General features: G+C 72.8%; 20 protein-coding genes. 2 read left to right on the top strand and 18 right to left on the bottom strand.

Annotated elements, in window-relative coordinates; genetic code table 11:
- Positions 1 to 4: 4 nt before the first annotated feature.
- From AC3ERT_RS23665 to AC3ERT_RS23650, 4 genes are all read right to left on the bottom strand, one after another.
- Positions 5 to 898 (bottom strand): carbohydrate ABC transporter permease, encoded by an 894-nt coding sequence (locus AC3ERT_RS23665; protein WP_335980395.1) that lies wholly within the window; start codon positions 896 to 898, stop codon positions 5 to 7.
- Positions 895 to 1,857 (bottom strand): carbohydrate ABC transporter permease, encoded by a 963-nt coding sequence (locus AC3ERT_RS23660; protein ID WP_335980397.1) that lies wholly within the window; start codon positions 1,855 to 1,857, stop codon positions 895 to 897. The genes AC3ERT_RS23665 and AC3ERT_RS23660 overlap by 4 nt, the downstream gene beginning before the upstream one ends.
- 9 nt (positions 1,858 to 1,866) lie before the next feature.
- A complete protein-coding gene (locus AC3ERT_RS23655) occupies positions 1,867 to 3,204 on the bottom strand; it encodes an ABC transporter substrate-binding protein (protein ID WP_435176642.1) in 1,338 nt (445 codons plus the stop codon).
- A 374-nt stretch (positions 3,205 to 3,578) separates the two neighbouring features.
- The gene (locus tag AC3ERT_RS23650; protein WP_435134443.1) at positions 3,579 to 4,397 is read right to left on the bottom strand and encodes an endo alpha-1,4 polygalactosaminidase; all 819 of its coding nucleotides are present in this window, start codon (positions 4,395 to 4,397) and stop codon (positions 3,579 to 3,581) included.
- Between the two features lie 470 nt (positions 4,398 to 4,867).
- On the opposite strand from AC3ERT_RS23650, the gene AC3ERT_RS23645 reads away from it, so the two are divergent.
- A complete protein-coding gene (locus AC3ERT_RS23645; protein WP_435134288.1) occupies positions 4,868 to 6,031 on the top strand; it encodes an AI-2E family transporter in 1,164 nt (387 codons plus the stop codon).
- Between the two features lie 71 nt (positions 6,032 to 6,102).
- Here the strand turns inward: AC3ERT_RS23645 and AC3ERT_RS23640 are convergent, their stop codons facing one another.
- From AC3ERT_RS23640 to AC3ERT_RS23615, 6 genes are all read right to left on the bottom strand, one after another.
- Positions 6,103 to 7,395, bottom strand: coding sequence for a low temperature requirement protein A (locus tag AC3ERT_RS23640; protein ID WP_435134285.1), 1,293 nt, complete (start codon positions 7,393 to 7,395; stop codon positions 6,103 to 6,105).
- Positions 7,396 to 7,463: 68 nt separating this feature from the next.
- A complete protein-coding gene (locus tag AC3ERT_RS23635; protein ID WP_435176640.1) occupies positions 7,464 to 7,922 on the bottom strand; it encodes a MarR family winged helix-turn-helix transcriptional regulator in 459 nt (152 codons plus the stop codon).
- Positions 7,919 to 8,659, bottom strand: coding sequence for an SDR family NAD(P)-dependent oxidoreductase (locus tag AC3ERT_RS23630; protein WP_435176638.1), 741 nt, complete (start codon positions 8,657 to 8,659; stop codon positions 7,919 to 7,921). Before AC3ERT_RS23630 ends, AC3ERT_RS23635 begins: the two co-directional genes overlap by 4 nt.
- 114 nt (positions 8,660 to 8,773) lie before the next feature.
- Complete coding sequence (locus AC3ERT_RS23625; RefSeq protein ID WP_435176636.1) at positions 8,774 to 9,943, bottom strand: S1 family peptidase; 1,170 nt, start codon at positions 9,941 to 9,943, stop codon at positions 8,774 to 8,776.
- Between the two features lie 115 nt (positions 9,944 to 10,058).
- Positions 10,059 to 11,873, bottom strand: a complete 1,815-nt coding sequence (locus AC3ERT_RS23620) for an SGNH/GDSL hydrolase family protein (protein ID WP_435176634.1) — start codon at positions 11,871 to 11,873, stop codon at positions 10,059 to 10,061.
- Between the two features lie 169 nt (positions 11,874 to 12,042).
- Complete coding sequence (locus AC3ERT_RS23615) at positions 12,043 to 12,402, bottom strand: DUF6204 family protein (protein WP_435134272.1); 360 nt, start codon at positions 12,400 to 12,402, stop codon at positions 12,043 to 12,045.
- A 115-nt stretch (positions 12,403 to 12,517) separates the two neighbouring features.
- Here AC3ERT_RS23615 and AC3ERT_RS23610 point away from each other — a divergent pair, with 115 nt between their 5' ends.
- Positions 12,518 to 12,766 (top strand): Smr/MutS family protein, encoded by a 249-nt coding sequence (locus AC3ERT_RS23610; protein ID WP_335980414.1) that lies wholly within the window; start codon positions 12,518 to 12,520, stop codon positions 12,764 to 12,766.
- Between the two features lie 75 nt (positions 12,767 to 12,841).
- Here AC3ERT_RS23610 and AC3ERT_RS23605 read toward each other — a convergent pair whose 3' ends face one another.
- The 8 genes from AC3ERT_RS23605 to AC3ERT_RS23570 all read right to left on the bottom strand — a co-directional run bounded on the left by AC3ERT_RS23605 (position 12,842) and on the right by AC3ERT_RS23570 (position 22,765).
- Positions 12,842 to 13,861 (bottom strand): carbohydrate kinase family protein, encoded by a 1,020-nt coding sequence (locus tag AC3ERT_RS23605; RefSeq protein ID WP_435134269.1) that lies wholly within the window; start codon positions 13,859 to 13,861, stop codon positions 12,842 to 12,844.
- Positions 13,862 to 13,937: 76 nt separating this feature from the next.
- Entirely contained in the window at positions 13,938 to 14,927 is a 990-nt protein-coding gene (locus AC3ERT_RS23600) for a zinc-dependent alcohol dehydrogenase family protein (protein ID WP_335980419.1), read from the bottom strand.
- Positions 14,924 to 15,808, bottom strand: coding sequence for a carbohydrate ABC transporter permease (locus tag AC3ERT_RS23595; RefSeq protein ID WP_335980421.1), 885 nt, complete (start codon positions 15,806 to 15,808; stop codon positions 14,924 to 14,926). Before AC3ERT_RS23595 ends, AC3ERT_RS23600 begins: the two co-directional genes overlap by 4 nt.
- Entirely contained in the window at positions 15,808 to 16,776 is a 969-nt protein-coding gene (locus AC3ERT_RS23590) for a carbohydrate ABC transporter permease (protein ID WP_435176632.1), read from the bottom strand. Before AC3ERT_RS23590 ends, AC3ERT_RS23595 begins: the two co-directional genes overlap by 1 nt.
- 16 nt (positions 16,777 to 16,792) lie before the next feature.
- Complete coding sequence (locus AC3ERT_RS23585) at positions 16,793 to 18,178, bottom strand: ABC transporter substrate-binding protein (protein WP_335980423.1); 1,386 nt, start codon at positions 18,176 to 18,178, stop codon at positions 16,793 to 16,795.
- A gap of 182 nt (positions 18,179 to 18,360) precedes the next feature.
- Complete coding sequence (locus tag AC3ERT_RS23580; RefSeq protein WP_335980425.1) at positions 18,361 to 19,122, bottom strand: DeoR/GlpR family DNA-binding transcription regulator; 762 nt, start codon at positions 19,120 to 19,122, stop codon at positions 18,361 to 18,363.
- Positions 19,123 to 19,598: 476 nt separating this feature from the next.
- Positions 19,599 to 21,725, bottom strand: a complete 2,127-nt coding sequence (gene glgX, locus AC3ERT_RS23575; protein ID WP_435176630.1) for a glycogen debranching protein GlgX — start codon at positions 21,723 to 21,725, stop codon at positions 19,599 to 19,601.
- A gap of 170 nt (positions 21,726 to 21,895) precedes the next feature.
- On the bottom strand, positions 21,896 to 22,765 hold the full coding sequence (locus tag AC3ERT_RS23570) for an aldo/keto reductase (RefSeq protein WP_335982611.1): 870 nt from the start codon (positions 22,763 to 22,765) through the stop codon (positions 21,896 to 21,898).
- Positions 22,766 to 22,938 lie beyond the last annotated feature (173 nt).

The following is a 22,938-nucleotide window of genomic DNA, read 5'->3' as shown; positions in this document are numbered from 1 at the left end:
CGGGTCAACCCTTCAGGCCGCTGGAGGTGATGGACTGGATGAACGACTTCTGCGCGCCGAGGAACGCCAGCAGCACCGGCAGCACCGTGATGACGTTCCCGGCCATCACCGCCGACCACTTGGTGTGGTGCTGGCCCTGGAAGGTGGTCAGCCCCAGCTGGAGCGTGTAGTGCGCGTCGTGGTTGATGGCGATCAGCGGCCAGGTCAGGTCGTTCCAGGTGCTGAGGAAGGTCAGCACCGCGACCGTGCTCAGCGCCGGCCGGGACAGCGGCAGCACCACCGACCACAGCACCCGCAGCCGGTTGCAGCCGTCGATCCACGCAGCCTCCTCCAGTTCCCGGGGCAGCGACAGGAAGAACTGCCGCAGCAGGAACACCGCGAACGGCGTCACCAGCGACGGCACGATCAGCGCGCCGAGCGAGTCGATCAGGCCGAGCTTCTTCATCACCAGGAACGTCGGGATCATCGTCAGCTGGAAGGGGATCGCCATCGTGGCGAGCATCGTGGCCAGCAGCACCCGCGACCCGGCGAAGCGCATCCGCGCGAAGGCGTAGCCGCCCAGCGCCCCGAAGACCAGGTTGGAGGCGACCGACGCGACCGACACGATCAGCGAGTTGGCGAACCAGCGCGGGAACATCGCGTTGCCCAGCACGTACCGGTAGCCGCTCAGGTCGATGTGCGAGGGCCACAGCGCCGGCGGGAAGCGGTTGATCTGCGCGTCGCTCATCACCGAGCTGAGCAGCAGCCACACCAGCGGGATCGCGAACAGCAGCGCCAGCGGGGCGAGCGCGAGGTGCCAGGGGCTGAACGGCAGCACCCGGCGGCGCCTGCCGGGTGGGGCGGCGGCGGGCGAGTCCGACTCGGGTACGGCGCGGGCGGGCGCCGAGGTCGCGGTCATCGGGTGGCTCCTTCCAGCTGGTCCGGGCTCCGGCGGCGCAGCAGCCGGGTCCCGGCCCCGATCACGAGCAGGGCCACCGCCAGGACGTACGCGGCCGCGGCCCCGTATCCGGCGGTGAAGTTCTGGAAGGCCATCTCCCAGATGAAGTAGACGATCACCGTGGTGGAACCCAGCGGGCCGCCCTTGGTGGTGACGTAGACCAGGTCGAAGACCTGGAGCGACTGGATCACCTGCCACACCAGCAGGAAGACGTTCACCGGCGTCAGCGCCGGCAGCACCACGTGCCGCAGCAGGTGCAGCCGTCCCGCGCCGTCCAGCTTCGCCGCCTCGATCAGCGACGGCGACACGTCCTGGAGCGCGGCCAGGTAGACCACCAGGCAGAAGCCGGTGCCGCTCCACAGCGAGATCGCCACCAGGACGTACAGCGCCTGGCCGGGGTCGGTCAGGAAGCCCTGCGCGGGGATGTGCAGCTTGTGCAGCACCGAGTTGGCCGCGCCGAACTCCGGGTCGAGGATGAAGGAGAACAGCACGCCCTGCGCTGCCGCCGAGATCACGAACGGTACGAAGAACAGCGTCCGGTACAGGCCGACCAGCCTGATCCTCCGGTTCAGCGCGATCGCCAGCAGCAGGCCGAGCACCATGCTGAGCGGCACGTACAGCGCCGTGTAGATCAGCGTGTTGCGGACCGCCTGGCGGAAGTTCGGGTCCTGGGTGAGCGCGTGGTAGTTCTGCAGACCGACCCAGCGGCTGGGCGTGACCAGGTCGTCGGCCTGGAACGACAGCAGCAGCGACCAGATCACCGGCAGCACGCTCAGCCCGATGATGACCAGCACCGAGGGCATGATGAACGCCCACGCGGTGCCCGTCTCCGCGCGGCGCCGGCGGCGTCGGGCGCGCCGCACCTCGGCGTCGGTCGGTGTGTCGGCCGGCAGGGTGAGCGGGGTGGGAAGGCGAGGCATGGGTCCTCCTCAGCGCGGGATGAGCAGAGCGGCGTTGGACTGGCGGGCGCAGTCGTGCATGGCCTTGGCCGGGGTGGAGCGGCCGAGCAGCACGCTGACGATCGCCTGGCCGAGCGCTGCGGAGATCTGCGGGTAGGCGGCGTGGTTGGGGCGGACCCGGGCGGTGTCCAGGGCCGTGGTGAAGACGGTCAGGCCCTTGGTCTTCTTCGTCTGCGCGGTCCACTGCGGCAGGGCCTGCGTGGCGCGGCTGAGCGGCAGGGAGCCGGTCTTGATGTCCCACCGCACGTCCTGCGCGGGCTGGTTGAGCCAGGTGACGAAGGTGCGGGCGGCCGCCACCCGGGCCGAGCCGTTGTCGAACAGCGTCCAGGTGTCCGGACCGGAGATGGTCATCGGCCGCCCGCTGTAGCTGGGCAGCGGCACCACTTCGTAGTCCACCTTCGCCTGGATGACGTCCGGCAGCTGCCAGGGCCCGGTGATGGACATCGCCATCCGGCCGGAGAGGAACACCTGGTACATCTGCTCGCTGCCCGGCTTGGGGTCGATGTAGACGCTCTTGTCCTTCGCCAGCGCGGCGACCGTCTCCAGCGCCTTGACGCCGCTGTCGGCGAAGCCGATGCCGTTGCCGCTCTTGTTGACGACCTCGCCGCCCAGGTCCCACACCATCGGCCACAGCCGCCAGACGGTGTCCTCGTCGCCGACGCCGGGCCAGCCGGTGCCGAAGACGCCCGCGCCCTTGTCGGTGAGCGCCTTCGCGGTCTCCACGAAGTCCTGCCAGGTCCAGCCCGCCTTGGGGATCGGCACCCCCGCGGCGGCGAAGATCTTCCGGTTGCACACCACGGCGAGCGCGTCGAGCACCGCCGGGGCGGCCCGCACCTTGCCGTTGACGGTGACGGCGGCCCGCGACGGCGCCCAGAAGCGGCTCCACGGCGTCGGGGCGTGCTTCACGGTCTCGGTCAGGTCCACCACCTGCGGGCTGCGCGCCACGCTGGCGAGGTCGGAACCGAAGATGTACGCCATGTCCGGGTACGAGCCGGACGCCAGCGCCGCGGTGATCTTCTGGAGCATCGAGTCCGCCAGCACACCCCCGCCGGGGTCCACCCGGATCTTGGGGTGCTCGCTGTTGAACTGCTTCACCAGCGTCTCCATCGCGGCCTTGCCGACGTCGGTCTGGCCGTGCCACAGCTCCACGGTCACCTTGCCGTCCTTGCCGACCCCGTCGTTCGCGCCGTCGCCGCAGGCGGCCAGCAGGGGCGCGGCGCCGGCCGCGGCGGCCACCGCGGCGCCGCCGCGCAGCAGGGCACGGCGCGAGGGCCGCTCGTGCGGGGTCGGCGACTGTGGCCCGGTCATCGGGACCTCCTGAGGGTCGGACAGGGCAGGAGCATGGGACACCACCGGATCGCTGGACGGACAGACGGAACAAAGGGCGTATATGGGGGAGCGTGCGGGTGTGACGGGGGAAGGGCCTGCCGCGAGGCGGCGGGAGCCGGGGGCGAGGAAACGTTTCAGGAGCCGGTGAGCGGGGCGCCGGTGGGGAGGGGCGCGGGGGCCGGGGCGCTTCGCGGGGTGGCCGCGGCGCGGCGGCGGGTGGTGCCGCGGTGCCGGTCCGGGGGTGGCGGTCGCGGGGTGTCGGTGCGGGTGCGGGTGCGGCGGTAGCGGTGGCGGCGGGAGGAGGCGGGCGGCGCGGGCGCGGGGTCGGGGTGCCCGCGCCGCCCACCGCGCCGTCAGCAGGTCTTGCGGACGTAGCCCTTGCTGCCGGCCGGCACGACGTCGAGGTCACGCTGGACGATGCTCAGCTCGTCCCCCCACCCCGCGCACGCCTTCTTCAGTCCCTTCGCGGTGTACTCGATGACGATCACGTTGTCGCCGAACGCGGCGGTGTAGTCGCCGCACTCGTCGTAGTAGCCGCACTCCTCGGCGACCGCGAAGTCCAGCCCGGTCTTGGCCCGGTCGTCGGCCAGTTGCGGGGTGTTCTTCTGCGCGATGGCCAGCCCGTCGGCGTGCGCGTGCGCCGACAGCAGCGTGATCATCGCCTCCGCCTCGGCCGAGGTGAGCAGCTTGCCCGACCGACTGTAGCTGTCGTAGTTGTCGGGTTCGACGGCCTGGTACCCCTTGGCGGCGCAGTCGTCGATCCAGCCGTCGACCTTCGCGGCGATGCGCTGCCGCTTGTCCGCCGTGCTGGTGTCGAGCAGGGCCTCGCCCCAGTCCTCGTCGTAGACGACGTCCCCGTCCGCGTTGTGGAGCAGCAGGTCGGAGCCCCAGTCGTCCTCGGCGTCGGGCTGGGCCTGGAAGGCGTTGACGTAGCAGATGTTGTAGACCCCGTCGGCGGGCGCGTCGGTGTGGTCGCGGCTGACCACGGTCACACCCGCGGGCGGGGTGTACGCGCCGCCGAGCTGGTAGTCGAAGTCGGCGTGGGTGGGGGGAAGGGCCACCGAGTCGGTCGCGGCGCCGGCCTGCTGCATCGCGAGCGACGGGACGAGCGCGGTGGCCAAGAGCGCCGGAAGCGCGGTCAGTCGGAGAACGGAACCGCGGTCGATGCGCATCATCGAGCTCCTGATGATGGGGGGTACGTCCCCGCCTCGGACGCGCACGGCGGTCCTGGCGACTTTGTCCGGACTTACGGCCCGGGTGGGGGCCGGATCACCGGCTAGGCGTACCTCTCGCGCCGGTCCTCGTTTCCGGCGCTTGCCCGGGAGTAAATCGCGCAGATTCCCCTGTGTCAACCGCGCGTTTCTGCTCAGTAGACCCATGATTGAGTCAAAAATGCGCACGTTACCTCGGTGTTTCGCGCACGCGGGTGCCCGAAAGGCGCGGAAGGAGGGGATCGGGAGGTGCGCGCGGGGTGCACATGGGCGGTTCGCGGGGGTTCGGGCGCCCCCCGGATTCCGCCGACCAGGCGGCAACGGGTGACGCGCCGCGCTCCGCGCCGTTGGTAGAGGTGGACCCGCGGGCGGCGGCCGCCCCCGCCCGCGCGGCCGTCGAGTGCGGTCCACCGTCGCGAGGGAGCCCAGCCATGACCGACCTGCCCGCCGGCACCGCGCTCCCCGTGGCCCCCGCCGCCGCTTCCGCCCCCGCCCCGGCTGCCACTGCCGCGCCCGCCGCGCCCGGCACTGCCCGGCCGCGGCCCCGGCTCGCCGCGGCCCTCCCGGCGGTCCGCCGCTCCTGGTTCGGCGTCGGCTTCGGCGCCGGGCTCGGCGCGGTGCTCGCCTGGATGCTGGTGCGCACCGTGCTGCGGATGAGCGAGCTGCTGACGCTGCTGCTGCTCGCGGTGTTCATCGCGGTCAGCCTGGAGCCGGTCGTGGCGTGGCTGTGCCGGCGCGGGCTGCGCCGGGGCCTGGCGGTGGCCGCGGTGGCGGCCGGGTTCGCCGGGGTGCTCGCCGCGTTCGTGGCGCTGGTCATCCCGCCGGTCAGCGCCGCCATCGCCGCGCTCACCGACGACGTGCCGCGCTGGCGCAGCCAGCTGCACGACCACCGCACCACCCTGGGACGGCTGGAGGAGCACTACCACGTCATCGAGAAGGTCCGGCAGCAGCTCGGCTCCGGCGGGGGAGCGGCGGACATCGCCGGCGGCGTGCTGGGCGCCGGCCAGCTCGTGGTGAGCGCGGTCGCCTCCACCGCGATCGTGGTCACGGTGACCCTCTACGTCATGGCCGCCCTGCCCGCGATCAAGTGCTTCGGCTACCGCTTCGTGCCCGGCACCCGCCGGGCCAGGGCGGAGGCGGTGAGCGAGGAGATCCTCAGCCGGGTCGGCCGCTTCATGCTCGGCAACGTCGTCACCTCCGCGATCGCCGGGGCCGCCGCCTTCGCCTGGTGCGAGGCCACCGGCGTGCCCTACCCGGCCGCCCTCGGCTTCTTCGTCGCCCTGGTGGACATGGTGCCGGTGATCGGCTCCACGGTCGGCGGGATCGCGGTCAGCCTGATCGCCCTGTCGGTGTCACTGCCGGTGGCGCTGGCCACCGCCGCCTTCTCCGTCGCCTTCCGCGTCGCCGAGGACTACCTGATCATGCCGCGGGCGATGAAGTACGCCGTCGACGTCCACCCGGTCGTCACCGTCGTCGCGGTCCTGGTCGGCGGGAGCCTGCTCGGCATCGTCGGCGGTCTGGTGGCGATCCCGGCGGCGGTGGCGCTGGGCATCGTGCTCGACGAGTACGTCTTCCCGCGCACCGACCGCGCCTGACCGCGTGACCGCGTGACCGCGCGGCGCCCCGGTCCGGGGTGAACCGCCCTCCGCCCCGGCCCGGGGCCTGCTCAGGGCGCGTCCCCGGCCGGGGGCAGCCCGTCCAGCATCCGCCGCTGCCGCCGGTGCCCGACCGTCTCGTACCCGACGACGGTGACGAACGGCGCGAGCATCACCACCAGCAGGCACAGCGACAGCGCGGCGCCCGCCGCCGCCAGCAGCACCGCCGCCAGCAGCACCACCATGCTGATGGCGATCAGCAGCAGGTGGAAGCTGTCCCGCGCGGACAGCAGCAGCGTGTGCAGCAGGTAGATCATCAGCACGTACAGGCCGACCGGCAGGGCCAGCGCCAGCACCACCGCGGTCCCGCCGAGCTCCGCGTCGTGCTCCAGGTACAGCCCCGCGACATGCAGCCCCGCGCCAGCGCCGGCGATCCCCACGAAGACCGGGATGTGCCCGTAGCCGAAGAGGTAGCCGAACGCGCGGCGGCGGACCAGGATGTCGCCGAACGGCGTGGTGAAGTACACCCACCACATCCCGAAGGTCAGGCCGATCCCCGCCACCACGACCGCCACCGCGGTGCCGGTCCAGTGCGTGCCGTCCGCGCCCCCGAGCAGACCGCCCGACGACGCCACGGTGCCCACCACGCCCTCGCCGAGGGTGATGATCGCGAACAGGCTGTACCGCTCGGCCACATGGTGCGGATGCCAGGGCGTACCCCCGGCGCCGCCCTGCCCGAGCACCGGCAGCAGCAGTTCCAGCACCGCGAGCACCACGAACGCCGCGAAGACCGCCGTGCGCGGCAGCGGCGCGAAGCCGACCACCGTCCACGCCGCCTGCGCGATCACCGTCCAGCGGATCATCGCCATGCCGACGTCGTGGAAGGGCGGCGAGTCCCGGGCCGCCCGCCACCACTGGAGCACCATCGCGACCCGCATCACGACATAGCCCGCGACGATCGCCCGCAGCTCCAGGTGCCCGCCCTCCCGCACGGAGTGGAACATCGCCGGCAGGCCCAGCGCGAACACCACCACACCGATCATCTGCACCATGGTCAGCACCCGGTACAGCCAGTCGTCCGTGCCGAAGGCCGAGGCGAACCAGCTGAAGCTGATCCACGCGATGAGGATCGCGGTCATCGCCATCAGGAACGAGGCCACCGCGGCACCGGTGCGCCCGCCGGCGAGCATCTCGGCGAACTGGTCGGCCGCGGTGCCGACGGCGACGACGAAGGTCAGGTCGAGCAGCAGCTCCAACGGCGTGGAGACCCGGCCGTGTTCGCCGGGGTCGCGGCCGGTCATCGGCACCCGCGCGTGCGCCACCCGGCCGGTGCCCGGGGTGCTGCCTGGTTCGGAGACGGTCATGACCAGCATGATGCCGGACGCGGCGCCTGCTTCCCGGGCGGGCCGGGCCACGGCCGCGCCCCGCGCGCTCAGCCGCCCGCCGCGTCCGCCGCCAGCAGCCGGGCGAGCAACCCCGCCAGGCGCTCGAGGTCCCCCGGCGGCAGCGTGCCGACGGCCGCGGGCGGACGCAGCAGGATGGCGTCGGCGGTCTCCAGCGCCCGCTGCCCGGCCGCGGTGAGCGTGACGAGCTTGCGCCGCCGGTCGTCGGGGTGCGGGCGGCGCTCGACCAGGCCGTGCGCCTCCAACTTGTCCACGACGATCGTCGCGTAGGGCGCGTCCACCCCGTTGGCCTCGGCGATCTCGCGCAGCGTGCGCGGCCCCTGCCGCAGCTGGAGCAGCACCTTGCCGCGGCCCCCGCCGAGGCGGAAGCCGAGCGCGTCGGCGAGTTCGCCGTGCCGGCTGTGGGCCTCGACGAAGCGCCGCATCAGCGTCCAGACCTGCCGTACGGGGTCGGCGTCCGCGTCGCCGGGGGCCGGCGCCGGACTCACCATGCCACCGTACGGCCGAGGTAGTCGACGTAGTGCAGGCCGGGCGTGCCGCGCAGCGAGTCCAGCGTCCGGACCACGTTCGGGATGCTCTCCTCCACGCTGAGCCGGCCGTCGGGGCCGCCGACGCCGACGCGCACCCAGCCCGGCGCCATGAGCACCAGGCTCCGCGGCTCGCCCTCGTGCCGGGCCGCGTAGCTGCGCATGAAGGTGTTGAGCGCGGCCTTGCTGCCCCGGTACACCTCGTGGCCGCCGCGTTCGTTGTTGGCGACGCTGCCCTGCCCGGAGGACATCACGCCGATGGTGCCCGCGGGTTCGACCAGGTCCTGGAGCGCCTCGACCGCCCGCAGCGGGCCGAGCGCGTTGGTCACCATGACCCGGGTGAACTCCTCGGTCGAGGTCTCGGCCACGGTCCCTTCCGGCTGGTTGGTCACGCCCGCGTTCACGAAGAGCAGGTCGAAGCGCCGGCCGGCCAGCCGTTCGCGCAGCGCCGCGATCTGCTCCGGCTTGGTGATGTCCACGGTCTCGATCTGCACGCGGCCCGCGGCGCCGTCGGCGAGGTCGTGCAGCGCGGTGCGGGCGGTGCCGCGCACGGTCGCCACGACCTGCCGGCCGTCCTTCGCCCACTCCTGGGCGAGCGCGAGCCCCAGCCCCCGGGAGGCGCCGATCAGCAGCACCCGCTCGCTTAGCCGGGCCGTCGGGTCGGGCCGAGTGCTGTCGGGGTGATTGATTGTAGTCATAGCAACAATTGTGCGACCTATAACTAATCGCGTCAAGCGCGCCCGCCCACGCGACGGCCCGCCCCGGAGGGAGTTCCGGGACGGGCCGCGCTGGTGCCTTTCAGGTGCCGGCGGTCAGCTGGTCTGGAGCGTCAGACCGTAGGCGGACAGGATCGGGTTGACCGGCTGGAACCAGGTCTCGCCGCCCGAGGTGCAGTCGCCGTAGCCGCCGGACGTGACGCCCTGGGCCTGGTCGCCGCTGATGAACGAGCCGCCGGAGTCGCCGGGTTCGGCGCACACGTTGGTCTCGGTGAGCCCGTAGACGCTGCCCTCGCTGTAGTTGACCGTCTCGTTCATGCCCAGCACGGTGCCGCAGTGCCAGTGCGAGGTCGACCCCGAGCGGCAGATCGAGGAGCCCACCGGCGCCACGTTGGAGCCGTGCACCAGCACGTCGGAGACGGTGCCCCAGCCGAGCACCACGTTCACCGTCCACCAGCCGCTGCCGACGTTCACCCAGGAGTAGTCGTTGCCCGGGAAGGTGCCGGCCTGGAAGTTGCCGACGTAGGAGCCGTCCCACCCGTAGACCGCCGCGCCCTGCTGGGCGCAGTGGCCCGCGGTGACGAACCCGCCGATCACCGAGAAGCCGATGGAGCAGCGGATGCCGTGGCTGGTGTACGGGTCGCCGCCGACGGTGCCGGCTGACAGCGTTGTCGGAGCTGCCGCGGCCGTCGTGCGGACCGTGACCGCGTGGGCGCTGTCGCCCCGCTCGGCCCCGGCGACGAACGCCCGCACCGCCGCGTCCTTCGCATGGGCGGCCTGGACGTCGACGACCACCTGGTTGGACTGGAGGTCCACGCCCCAACTGCTCACCCCGGCCGGGGCCTTGTGCGCCCTGGCCAGCGTGTCGATCGCCGACTTCGCGGTGTTGAGCTGCTCGGCGGTGCGGGAGACGACCTTCGCGGTCGCGCCGGTCCTCGCCACCGCTGCCGCCGCGTGCGCGTCGGTGACGGCGACCACCAGCGAGCCGTCGCGCTGGTCGAACCACGATCCGCCGTAGGAACCGCCCGCCGCCTTGCGGGCCTTGGGGGTCAGTGCGGTGGCCGCGGCCTGCTGCCGCAGCCGCTGGTGGGCCTGGGCCGGGGTGAGGCCGAGGTCGTGGACCATCGCCGACACCACGGCGTCGGAGGCGTCCGCGCGGGCGGCGGAGGCCGGGGCGGCGTCCGCCGACATGGCGCCCGCGCCGGTGAGGGCGGTCGCCACGAGGGCGGCGGACAGACACGCGATCATGCCGATTCTGCGTCTCATGACACTTCTTCTTCCGTCCGGGGGGAGTGAGACCGAAGTGCGGGAGAGAGCGCTCTCTCGCGGAGGTGCGAGGTCATCGTAGGGGCAAAAAAGTGCCATGTACAGGTCAAGAACTTTATCGGAGGGCGGCCAGGTCGATCGCGTCGGCCATGGCGCGGTAGCCGGCGCCGTTGGGGTGCAGGTGGTCGCCGGAGTCGTAGCGCGGCAGCATCGTCTGCGGGTCGGCCGGGTCGCGCACGGCGGCGTCGAAGTCCACCCACGCGTCGAAGACGCCGCCGTTGTCGCGGACGAAGGCGTTGATCGCGTCGCGCGCCGCGGCCCGCGCGGGGTTGGTGCAGCTGCACCCGCCGGTCGGGGTGAGGGTGCCGGCGACGACCCGCAGACCGTGGGCGTGGGCCGCCGCGGCGATCTGCTTCAGCCCCGCGATCACGTCGGCGGCGGTGGCGTTCGCGTCCACGTCGTTGATGCCCTCCAGAACGACGACGGTGCGCACCCCGGCCTGCGCGAAGACGTCGCGGTCGAGCCGGGCGGTCGCCTTGACGCCCGCGGTGCCGGTGTCCGGCAGGCCCGTGAACGCGTCGGTGAGCACCTTGTTGCCGCTGATCCCCTCGTCGGCGACGGCCGGCGCCTTCGGGCCGTCCTGGGCGAGCAGGCGCTGCGCGAGGTAGTTCGGCCAGCGCTGGTTGCCGCCCACGGTGGAGGCGTAGCCGTCGGTGATCGAGTCGCCCAGCGCGACGACGGTGCCGTGCGCGGGGCCGGTGACCTCGATGCCCGACAGCACCGTCCAGAACCGGAAGAGGTTGTTCACCGGGAAGCCGGCGCCGTCGGCGGCGTGGTCGGTGCCGTTGTCGGCGGTGGAGTACATGTCCTGCAGGCCCAGGCTGTGCATCGGCGCGAACTGCACGGTGCCCGGCAGGAAGACGCTGACCAGCAGGTCGCTGTCGGCGGGCACGGCGAAGGGCAGCGGGTCGCTGTACGCCTGCCCGCCGGCCGGCATCGTGACCTGCTGCCTGCCGCCGAAGGTGAGGGTGGCGGGCGTGGCGGCCGGCGCCGCGCCGGACGCGCGCACCGCGATGGTGGCGTGGCCGACCGTCAGCGGGGCCGGCCCGAAGGAGTTGTCCAGCCTGATCCGCACCCGGTCGCCGCCGACGCTGGTGTGCTCCACCATCCGCAGGGTGCGGTCGGTCCACACGTACGGCGCCAGGCTGTCGTCGACCGCGGTGGACCAGGTCGCGGTCCACCCGGCCGGCACCTTCCGCAGGCCCAGGGCGAACACATGGAGCGCGGGCGCCGCGGCGCCGTCCGCGGCGGCCACCGTCGGCAGCGTCACCGACACCGGCCGCCTGCGGGCGTCGAGCGGCACGGACACCGCGTACAGCTTGACGTCCAGCGCGGTCGGGCCGGCGGGCGTGTCACGGCGCGCGGTGCGCACGGCCAGCAGGTCGCTCGGCCCGCTGTACCAGTCGGGCGCGGTCAGCCGGTAGCTCTGGCTGCCGCCGTCGGCGTAGCGGACCGTGCCGGACCCGGTGGCGTCGGCGGCCGTGCCGGTGACCAGGAACGTCAGCGCCGATCCGGCACCGTGCAGCGCGATGCGCTGGCCGTCGGCGACGACGTTGTCCGGCCGGCCCGGTGCGCGCCGCGGCATGGCCAGCTCGGTGCCGTCGACCGTGACCGCGGCGCCCGGGCCCCAGCCCGCGGCCGCCAGGTCCTCGGCGACGAAGCTGTTGCCGAGGCCGTCGAGGTCCGCGGCGGTGGGATCGGCGGCCGAGCTGATGCCGGCGTTGTCGTACGCGGCGGCGAGGTCCGGGTACTGCGGTGCGGAGGCGGGCGGCGGTCCGGCGATGGCCGGTCCGGCGGCGGCGGCCGGTGGCGCCAGCACGGCGGCCAACGCGGCGACGGGAAGGGCGATCGCGGGCAGGAATCTCTTCAACTCACGCTCCTGACGGGTGTTCCGGTGGGGGCGAGGTGCGAGGAGGTGCGGCCGGTGCTCGGGTGGTGGCTGAGAGCAGTGTGACGCAGCCGGGTGCCTTTTCGGCACCCGGCGGGGCCGTTGACGCCTCAAGGCGGCGGGCCGGGAACGGCGGTGGCGCTCGGCCCGCTTACGCCTGCCGCCGGGTCGCCTCCCGCTTCTGCCGCTTGCCCAGCGGCGCCAGCGACAGGTCCTCGGCCTGGGCGCGCAGCTTCGCGAAGCCGTAGCCGCGGCTCTCCAGCCAGGCGCGGGCGGCGGCCTGCGCGCGCTCGGTCGCGGGCAGGATGTCCTCCTCGGCCTCACCGGTGTCGCTGAAGCGGAAGGTGAACGCGGGGCGCGCCGCGAGGTCGTAGCTGAGGTGCCCCTCGGGGGTGAAGGCGGCCCGCAGCACGTCGTGTTCGGCCGCGTGCGCCAGCAGTTCGGCGCGCTGGGCGTCGGTGAGCTGGTCGAAGACGCCGCGGACGGTGATCCGGAAGGTACGAGTGGTCATCGCGCGACCGTAACCGCGGCTGCCCGGGGCCGCCACGCGATTTCCCCGCCGGGGGTACGGTGCTTCTGGCGCCCGCGGTGGGCGCCGCCGCCGGCTCGGAAGGCACAGGCACCCGATGACGCTCACCCTCGACCTGCACCCGCTGTTCCGCAGCGACCGCGACATCGACCGCGCCGTGCGGGAGATCATCTTCCGGGCCGCGGCCACGAAGGCGGACCGGGTGGAGATCATCTCCGGCAAGGGCTCGGGCAAGCTGCGCACGCGCGTGCTCGCCACGCTGCGGCAGCCCCATCTCAAGCGGCTCTACCGCAGCTTCGAGGCCGACCCGTCCAACCAGGGGCGGATCGTCGTCCACTTCGCGTGACGCGGGCCGGGCGCGCCACCGCGCGGGCTCACCCGGGATTCATCCCGGTGCTCGCCCGCGTGCTCGCCCGACGCCTCAGGCCGGCGGCCGCTCCAGCTCCTCGTAGGTCGGCGGGGCCGCGCCCGGGCGGGAGCAGGTGATGCCCGCCGCCCGCACCGCGTACCGCAGCGCCCCGACCACCTCGGGGCTCAGGGCCGCCGCACCGGTCGCCTCCCGCAGCCGTGCCCGGGTCGCGGCGGTCGCGGACGTGCCGCCGCCGCTCAGCAGGTCCCGCCGCAGCAGCGCGCTGACCAGCGCGGACATGAACGAGTCGCCCGCGCCCACGGTGTCCACCACGCGGATCGGCGGCGCCGGCACATCGAGCATGCCGTGCTGCCACCAGGCGCGGGCGCCGCGCGGGCCCCGGGTGAGCACCACCAGCGCGGGGCCGAGCCGCGCCCAGCGGGCGGCCGCGGTGTCCGGGTCCTGTTCCGGGTAGAGCCAGGCGAGGTCCTCGTCGCTGGCCTTCACCACGTCGCTCAGCCCGACCAGGTGCTCCACCCGGGCGCGTTCGGTGTCCCGGTCGCCCAGCAGCGCCGGGCGGATGTTGGGGTCGTAGGAGACGGTGGCGCGCGGCCGGAGCTGCTCGGTGGCCGCGAGCACCAGGTCGGCGCCCGGCGGCAGCGCGGCGGCCACCGACCCGATGTGCAGATGGGCCGGGGGCCCCGAGCGCAGCGCCTCGACCGTCTGCGGCGCGAGGTCCCAGACGAGGTCGAACTCGTAGCCCACCGTGCCGTCCGGGCGCACCCGGGCGGTCGCCGACGAGGTCGGCGCGTCACCGACGGACCCCGGCAGCAGCTCGGTTCCGCCGCGCTCCAGCCACTCGCGCAGTGCCGTGCCGGTGCGGTCACGGCCGATACGGGTGGCCAGGCGTACCGGGTGGCCGAGGCGGCCGAGCCCGAGTGCGACGTTCGCCGGGCTGCCGCCGGGGTGCTCGCCGTGCACCCCTGCCGGACCGGTCAGGATGTCGGTCAGTGCCTCGCCGATCACCAGCGCCGGCACCGGGGGAGGCGGCAGCGGCGGCACGGGGGGCGAAGCGGGCAGGGGTGCGGTCATGGGCCTTCCTCTTCCGGCGGCACGGCAACACGGCGGGACCAGGGACGGGTGTGGGGGGAGTCGGCAGGGGCGGGCCCTACGGCAGGACCTGGATCTTCCGGCCGACGCCCGCCTGGAAGCGCTGTAGGGCGGCAGCGTAGTCCACCAGCGGCAGCCGGTCGCTGATGAACACCTCCGGGTCCAGCACCCCGCCCGCGAACAGCTCAGCGGCCCGCTCGTAGCTGTGCAGCACCGCCATCGAACCGGTGATGGTGATCTCCTGGTTGTAGATCTTGTACGGCTCGATGGTGGCGCGGGCGGCGTAGTCGGCGACGCCGAACTGGAGGAAGGTGCCGCCCTTGCCGACCCGGCCCAGGGCGTCCTGGATGGCGGCGGCGTTGCCGGTCGCGTCGATGACGACGTCCCAGCCGCGCGGCTGGTCCAGCTCGTCGGCGCTGGTGGCCGCCGCGGAGCAGCCCAGCTGCCGCGCGGTGGTCAGCCGCTCCTCGTTGAGGTCGACCATGTCGACGCTGGCCGCGCCGGTGCGCTTGGCCAGCTCCATCATCATCAGGCCCATGGTGCCGGAGCCGTAGATGAGGACGTGGGTGGCCAGCTGGGAGCGCAGGATGTCGTAGCCGCGCACCGCGCAGGACAGCGGCTCGATCAGGGCGGCGTCGCGGGTGGCGATGTGCTCGGGGAGCTTGACGCAGTTCGCGGCCGGGGCGGCGGCGTACTCGGCGGCGCCGCCGGGCACGGTGACGCCGATCGCGTTCCACCGCTCGCACAGGTTGTTGCGGCCGATCCGGCAGTAGTGGCACTCGTGGCAGTACAGCGAGGGGTCCACCGCGACCCGGTCGCCGGCGCTCAGACCGCGTACCTGCGAGCCGACCGCGACGATCTCCCCGGCGAACTCGTGGCCGGGCACGATCGGCAGCGTCGGCGCGAACTCCCCCTGGAGGATGTGCAGGTCGGTGCCGCACAGGCCGCAGGCGGCGACCTGGACGACCACCTCGCCCGGGCCCGGCGTCGGGTCGTCCACGGTCTCGATGCCGACCTGGCCGGGGGAGCTGATGACGGCGGCTTTCACTTGACGGCTCCAAGGGAGAGGCCCTGGACGAGCTTGTCCTGGGCGGCGAACCCGGCGGCGAGCACCGGCAGGGAGATACAGACCGCGGCGGCGCACACCTTCGCCAGGAACAGGCCCTGGCTGGTGACGAAGCTGGTCAGGAAGACGGGCGCGGTGCCGGCGGTGACACCGGTGAGCACCCGTGCGAAGAGCAGCTCGTTCCAGCTGAAGATGAACGAGATCAGCGCGGTCGCCGCGATGCCGGGCGCGACGATCGGGGCGACGATCCGGGCGAGGATGGTCGGCAGTCCGGCGCCGTCGATCGAGGCGGCCTCGATGATCGCGCCGGGCACGTCGGACAGGAAGGACCGCATCATCCACACCGCGATCGGCAGGTTCATCGAGGTGTAGAGGATGACCAGCAGCCAGATGTTGTCGAGCATGCCGATGTTCTTCGCGATGAGGTAGACCGGCAGCAGCCCGGCGACGACCGGCAGCATCTTCGTCGACAGGAAGAAGAACATCGCGTCGGACCACTTGCGGACCGGCCGGATGGACAGCGCGTACGCCGCCGGGGTGGCCAGCAGCAGCACCAGCAGGGTGGAGACGACGCTGGCGGTCAGCGAGTTGATCAGCGGCGGCCACGGGCTGACGCCGGTGCCGGAGCCGAAGAACTCGCGGTAGCCGTGCAGGGTCAGCGGCGCGTCGATCTTCGGCGGGTTGGTGCCCGCGTCCTGCTCGCTGTGGAAGGAGGTCAGCACCATCCACGCGAAGGGCAGGAAGAAGACGATCCCGCACAGCCAGGCGCCGACGGCCAGCAGGCCGCGGTTGCGGCGCTCCTTGCGCTCGCGCGGCGCGCGGCCGGCGACCGGGGTGACGGGGTCGAGGGTGGTGGCGGCCATCAGCGGGACTCCTCCCTGAGCAGCGACGAGACCGAGCGCAGCGCGAACGTCGCCACGAGGATGGACAGGATCACCACGATCACGCCCTCCGCGGACGCCTGCCCGTAGTCGTGGGCCTCGTAGAAGGTGCTGTACACCGCGTAGGGGAGGTTCGCGGTGCCCAGGCCCCCGGAGGTGAGGGTGAAGACCGCGTCGAAGTTCTGCACCACGTAGACCGTGCCGAGCAGCGCGGCCAGTTCCAGGTAGCGGCGCAGGTGCGGCAGGGTCAGGAAGCGGAACACGTCCCAGTTGTTGGCGCCGTCCACGCGGGCCGCCTCGACGACGTCGGTGGGGCGCGACTGCAACCCGGCCAGCAGGATCAGCATCATGAACGGCGTCCACTGCCAGATCAGCGACGCCTCGACGGCGAGCTTCGGCGACGTGGACAGCCAGTCCGGCTGCGGCGCGCTGTCGCTGCCGAACACGCTCCAGATCCAGGTGAGTGAGCCGTTGATGAAGCCGTAGGTGGCGTTGTACAGGGCGTGCTTCCACAGCAGCGCTGAGGCGACCGGCACCACCAGGAACGGCGTGATCAGCAGCGTGCGCACCGCGCCGCGGCCGGGGAACTTCCGGTCCATCAGCAGCGCCAGGCCCAGCCCCAGCACGAGGCTGACCAGCACCACCGTGACGGTCAGCACCACCGTGGTGGTCAGCGCCGAGCGCAGCTGCGGGTCGGTGAACTCCTCCTTGTAGTTGTCGAAGCCGGTGAACCCCTTGTCACTGGGGTCCAGGGCGTTCCAGCGCATGAACGAGATCACCAGGGTGCCGACGAACGGCAGCTGGGTGACGACGATCATGAAGATCAGCGCGGGCAGCAGCGGCGCCCGCCGCGCCCAGGCACCGGCGTTGCGGCGCGGTGCCCGGTTCGCGGCGGACCCCGACACGGCCGGCGGCGCGTGGCGGTTTCCGAGGATCGAGGGAGTGCTCATGGTGTCGGCTTCCCGCTCACTTGCCGGCGTACTTGTCGGCGACCTTCTCGGCGAGCTTCTGGCTGGCCTTCAGCGCGCTGGAGACGCTGGTGCGGCCGGCCACCGCCGAGGAGAGCTGCTGGGAGACCTGGGTGCCGAGGTCGGTGAACTCCGGTATGTCCACGAACTGGATGCCGGGCGCGGGGCGCGGCTGCACACCGGGGTTGGCCGGGTCGACGTCCTTGAGCGCGTTGAGCGTCGGCTGGGCGAACGCGGCGGACGCCTTGACGTAGTCGGGGTTGCTGTAGGTCGAGGTGCGCTTGCCGGCCGGCACCCGGGACCAGCCGAGCTTCTGGCCGACCAGGTTCTCGTAGCCCTTGCCGGACGCCCAGGAGATGAACTTCCAGGCGTCGGACTGGTGCTTGCTCGCCTTCTGCACGCCCCAGGCCCAGGTGTACAGCCAGCCGGCGTTCTTGGTCTGGTCGACCGGCGCGGGCACGTAGCCGATCTTCCCGGCCACGGGGGAGCCGGAGCCCTCCAGGGAGCCGGCCGCGGAGGTGGCGTCGTACCACATGGCGACCTTGCTCTGCTCCAGGTCGTTGAGGCACTCGGTGAACCCGGACTGGGCGGCGCCGGCCTCGCCGTGCTTGCGGACGAGGTCGACGTAGAAGTTCACCGCCTTGGTGAAGGCGGGGCTGTCGACCTGGGCCTTCCAGTCCTTGTCGAACCAGGTGCCGCCCATGGTGTTCACCACGGTGGTCAGCGGCGCGATCATCTCGCCCCAGCCGGGCTGGCCGCGCAGGCAGATGCCCTTCATGCCCTTCTCGGCGCCGTCGGCCTTGGCGGCCAGGTCCGCGACCTGGGTCCAGGTCGGGTTCGCCGGCATCGTCAGGCCCTTCGCGGCGAAGACGTCCTTGCGGTACATCAGGAACGACGACTCGCCGTAGAACGGCTCGGCGTACAGCTGCCCGTTGTACGTCAGCGACTGCTGCATGGCGGGCAGAATGTCGCTCTGGTCGAAGGCGGTGTCGGCCTTCGCCTCGGACGACAGCGAGGACAGCCAGTTGTTCTTCGCGAAGATCGGCGCCTCGTAGTTGCTGATGGTGGCCACGTCGTACTGGCCGGCCTGGCTGGAGAAGTCCTGGGTGATCTTGTCGCGGACGTCGTCCTCGGGCAGCACCGTGAAGTTCACCTTGATGCCGGTGGACTTGGTGAAGTTGGCGGCCGTCAGCTTCTGCAGGTCCACCATCTGCGGGTTGTTGACCATCAGCACGTTGATGGAGTGCGAGCCGGAGCCGCCGCCGGCGCCGCCCGCGCCCGAGCAGGCCGCCGCGAGCAGCATGCCCGACACCGCCAGCGCCAACGGGGGGAGGGTGCGGCGGCGCAGTCTGCGGGAGGCGGTGGAGCCGGTAGACGATGTCATGATTCGTCCCTTTCATGACTGGGGTCGGGGTGTGGGGGATCATCCGGCGGGCCGATGGCGGCACGTCGGAACGGCACGGGGGTGCGGGCGGAAGGAGGTGCGGGGGAGGTCGGGAGCGGTCGGTCGGTCGAGAGCGGTGGATCGGGAGCGGTGGGTCGGGGGCGGCGGATCGGCGGCGGGGGTCAGGCCCTGAAGACGCGGGGGCCGAGCAGGGTGTAGCGGTGGGCCTCGGTGCTGGACAGCCCGGTGTCGGTCACGATCGCCTCGAAGTCGGAGACCTCCGCGAAGCGGCAGAAGCTGCTCGCGCCGAACTTGCTGTGGTGGCCCATGAACACCCGCCGGCGCGAGACCTCCAGCGCCTTGGCCTTGACATCGGCGACGACCGGATCGGGTGTGGTCAGGCCGAGTTCGCGGGAGATGCCGTTGGAACCGACGAACGCCAGGTCGATGACGAAGCCGGCCAGCATCGCGCAGGCCCACGAGCCCACGGTCGCCAGGGTCCTGGCCCGGACCCGGCCGCCGAGCAGCAGCACCGTGGTGTCGGCGGACTCCGCGACCGCGGCGGCGGTGGACAGCGACGCGGTGACCACCGTCAGCGGGCGGTCGCGCGGCAGCAGGGAGGCGACGAGTTGGGGCGTGTAGCCCTCGTCCACGAACACCGTCTCCGCCTCGCCGAGCAGCTTGACCGCCTCTGCGGCGATCCGGCGCTTGTCGGCGACGTGCAGGTTGACCCGCTCGGCCAGCGCGGTCTCGAACCCCGCGCCCTCGACGGGATACGCCCCGCCGTAGGTGCGGCGCACCAGACCGCGGCGCTCCAGCACGCCCAGGTCCCGCCGGATCGTCTCCGGTGCCACCGACAGGTCCGACGCCACCGCGGTGACCTCCACCTGGCCGTGGTGACGGGCCAGGGTCAGGATGCGGTGCTGGCGCTCCTCGGCCCTCATCGCCCACCTCGCCTCTTCGCTCCGGTCCGGGCGCGGCCTGCCCGGTATCGCCCGTAGAAGAGTTATACCGTCGGCCCTTTGTCCGACCAGGGCCCACAACGGACAACAAACGGCCCGGTATTGCCCGGTCCGCCGGTGGAAAGTCCCTGGTCCCCCAGGTGATGGGAGGGTATGCCGACCGAATCGCACCCAAAGCGGCGGCTGGCGGGCCCGGTTCGGGCGGTTGCCCGATAGCGGGCGGATACATCTTTCCGGGCGCGTTCGACGGGTTTTCCGGCCCGGTCGGGAGGGCGCCGGGCCCGGTCCGCGGCGCCGGCCCGGCGCCGGCGCCGGGCGCATTCCGGACCTCCGGTGCGTATCGGGCCGGAGGCGGGGGAGCGGCGTGCCCGGTTCGCGCCGGTGTGCCCGTACCGGGCCGCCCTGCCCGTTTCCCGCCCGCTCGCCCGGGACCTCGGGCGGCCGCTACGGGCGGCGCCTCATCGCGCCCGGCCGGGCTCCCGGACCAGCACCACGACCGCGCGCGCCTCGACCTTGCAGGTGTCGCCGGCCGCGAAGCGCACCGGGGCGCCGCCGTCCGCCCCGGAGCGCTCCGCGGTGTCCACCACCACGCTCCAGCCGGGCCCGAACTCCACCGGCGGCAGCCGGAACGCCACATGCTCCCAGTGCGCGTTGAACAGCAGCAGGAACGAGTCGTCCGCGATCGGATGCCCGTGGGCGTCCGGCTCGGAGATCGCGTCGCCGTTGAGGTGCACCGCCAGCGCGTGCGCGTCGCGCCGGAACCAGTCGCGCTCGGCCATCTCCCGGCCGTCGGGCCGCAGCCACGTCAGATCACCCGGGCCGCCGTCCGGGCCGGGGCCGCCGCGGAAGAACCGCCGCCTGCGGAAGACCGGGTGGCCTCGGCGCAGCGCGATCAGCCGCCGGGTGAAGTCCAGCAGCTCGCGCTGCTGCTCGTCCAGCTCCCAGTCGATCCAGGACAGGGCGTTGTCCTGGCAGTAGGCGTTGTTGTTGCCGCGCTGGGTGCGGCCCAGCTCGTCGCCGTGGGCGAGCATCGGCACGCCCTGCGAGACCAGCAGGGTGGTCAGCAGGTTGCGCTGCTGGCGGGCGCGCAGCGTCAGCACCGCCCGGTCGGCGGTCTCGCCCTCGGCGCCGCAGTTCCAGGAGCGGTTGTGGCTCTCGCCGTCCCGGTTGTCCTCGCCGTTCGCCTCGTTGTGCTTGTCGTTGTAGGAGACCAGGTCGCGCAGGGTGAACCCGTCGTGCGCGGTCACGAAGTCCACCCCCGCGCGCGGCCTGCGGTGCTCGCCCGCGTACAGGTCGGAGGAGCCGGTCAGCCGGGAGGCGAACTCCGGCAGCACCCCGTCGCAGGAGCGCCAGAAGTCGCGGACGGTGTCCCGGTACCGGCCGTTCCACTCGCTCCACAGCGGCGGGAAGTTGCCGACCTGGTAGCCCCCGTCGCCCACGTCCCATGGCTCGGCGATCAGCTTCACCCGCGAGACCACCGGGTCCTGCTGCACCAGGTCGAAGAACGCGGAGAGCCGGTCCACCTCGTGGAACTGCCGGGCCAGCGTGGCCGCCAGGTCGAAGCGGAAGCCGTCGACGTGCATCTCCGTCACCCAGTAGCGCAGGCTGTCCATGATCAGCTGGAGCACGTGCGGGCTGCGCATCAGCAGGCTGTTGCCGGTGCCGGTGGTGTCGAAGTACGACGCCGGGTCGTCGTCGGCCAGCCGGTAGTACGCGGCGTTGTCGATCCCGCGGAAGGACAGCGTGGGACCCAGGTGGTTGCCCTCGGCGGTGTGGTTGTAGACCACGTCGAGGATCACCTCGATGCCGGCCGCGTGCAGCGCCTTGACCATCGACTTGAACTCCGCGACCTGCCCGCCCCGGCCGCCCGATGCCGAGTAGCCGTTGTGCGGGGCGAAGAAGCCGATGGTGTTGTAGCCCCAGTAGTTGGTCAGGCCCCGGCCGAGCAGATGCCCGTCCTGCACGAACTGGTGCACCGGCATCAGCTCCACGGCGGTGACGCCCAGCTCCGTCAGGTGCCCGATCACCGCCGGGTGCCCCAGCGCGGCATAGGTGCCGCGGATCTCCGGCGGCAGCCCCGGGTGCGTCATCGTCAGGCCCTTGACGTGGGCCTCGTACATCACCGACTCGTGGTACGGCCGCTTGGGCAGCCGGTCGTCGCCCCAGTCGAAGTACGGGTCGGCGACCACCGAGAGCATCGCGTGCGGCAGGCTGTCGGCCGGGTCGGGCACGGCCGGGTCGCCGTCGCGGTAGCCGAGCAGCGACGGGTGCCCGTCCGCCTGCCCCTCGACCGCCTTCGCGTACGGGTCGAGCAGCAGCTTGGCCGGGTTGCAGCGGTGCCCGCGCGCCGGGTCGTACGGGCCGTGCACCCGGAACCCGTACCGCTGCCCGGGGCCGACCCCCGGCAGGTACGCGTGCCGGATCACGCCGTCGACCTCGGTCAGGGTCACCCGCGTCTCCCGGCGCGCGTCGTCGAGCAGGCACAGCTCGACCTTCTCGGCGACCTCGGAGAACAGCGCGAAGTTGGTGCCGGTGCCGTCGAAGGTGGCGCCGAGCGGAAAGGGATGGCCACTCCATTTGTGCATTTTCGAGACCTTACTGTCGGTACCGCCCTGCACATCCGACCTGGCCGCCCCGACGCGCGGACCCCGCCCGCCGCGCACCCGAGCGCCACTCCCGCGTCATCCGTCCGGCCCAGCGCACCGGCCGGGCCGCGGCGCCCGCACCCGCGAACGCCGCCGGGCCCCGCGCCCGCTCAGCCCACCGCGGCGGTCAGCTCCGCGAACTCCTCGTCGCTGAGCTGGAGTTCGGCGGCCGCCACATTGTCCTCCAGATGCGCCACCGACGATGTGCCCGGGATCGGCAGCACCACCGGGGAACGGCGCAGCAGCCAGGCGAGGGCGAGCTGCGAGGGCGACGCGCTGTGCCGCTCGGCCAGTTCGGCGAGCGGTCCACCTGGCTTGGCCAGCTCCCCGGTGGCCAGCGGGAACCACGGGATGAAGGCGATGCCCGCCGCCTCCGCGTGGTCCAGCAGCCGCTCCGCGGAGCGGTTCGCCAGGTTGTACAGATTCTGCACCGACGCGATCTCCGCGACCGCCCGGGCCGCCTCCAGCTGGTCCACATCGACCTCGGAGAGCCCGATGTGCGCGATCTTCCCCTCCTCCTGGAGCCGCTTCAGCTCGCCGACCTGCTCCTCCAGCGGCACCTTCGGGTCGATCCGGTGCAGCTGGAAGAGCGGGATGCGCTCCAGGCCCAGATGGCGCAGGCTCATCTCCGCCTGCTGCCGCAGGTATTCCGGCCGGCCCAGCGGCTGCCAGGCATCCGGCCCCGACCGGGCCAGGCCCGCCTTCGTGGCGATCACCAGGTCCGCCGGGTAGGGATGCAGCGCCTTGCGGATCAGCGGCTCGGCCACCACCGGCCCGTAGGAGTCCGCGGTGTCGATGAAGTCGACGCCCAACTCCACGGCGCGCCGCAGCACCCGCACCGCCTCGTCGGGGTCCTTCGGATCACCCCACACCCCGGGGCCGGTCAACTGCATCGAGCCGAACCCGAGCCGGGTGACCGGCAGCTTCCCGGACAGGGTGAAGCTCCCGGACGCCTTCGCGGGCTGGGTCTGTGCGCTCACGTTCGCCTGCTCCTTCCGCGGACGCGCCCCGGCCCACCCCGGCCGGCCCGCGCCGCACGACGGTCCCCCCGCGGGCGGCCCTTCCGCCCACGCCCCGTCCAACCCCCTGCCCGCCGGCCGCTATTCCACCCCCGCCCGGTTTCCCCCGTTCGGCCCAGTGACCGCCGCGCTCC

It is taken from the genome of Actinacidiphila sp. bgisy145, assembly GCF_057708125.1.
Note: the sequence above shows the minus strand (reverse complement) of the source record. Positions and strands in the feature narration are given on the sequence as shown.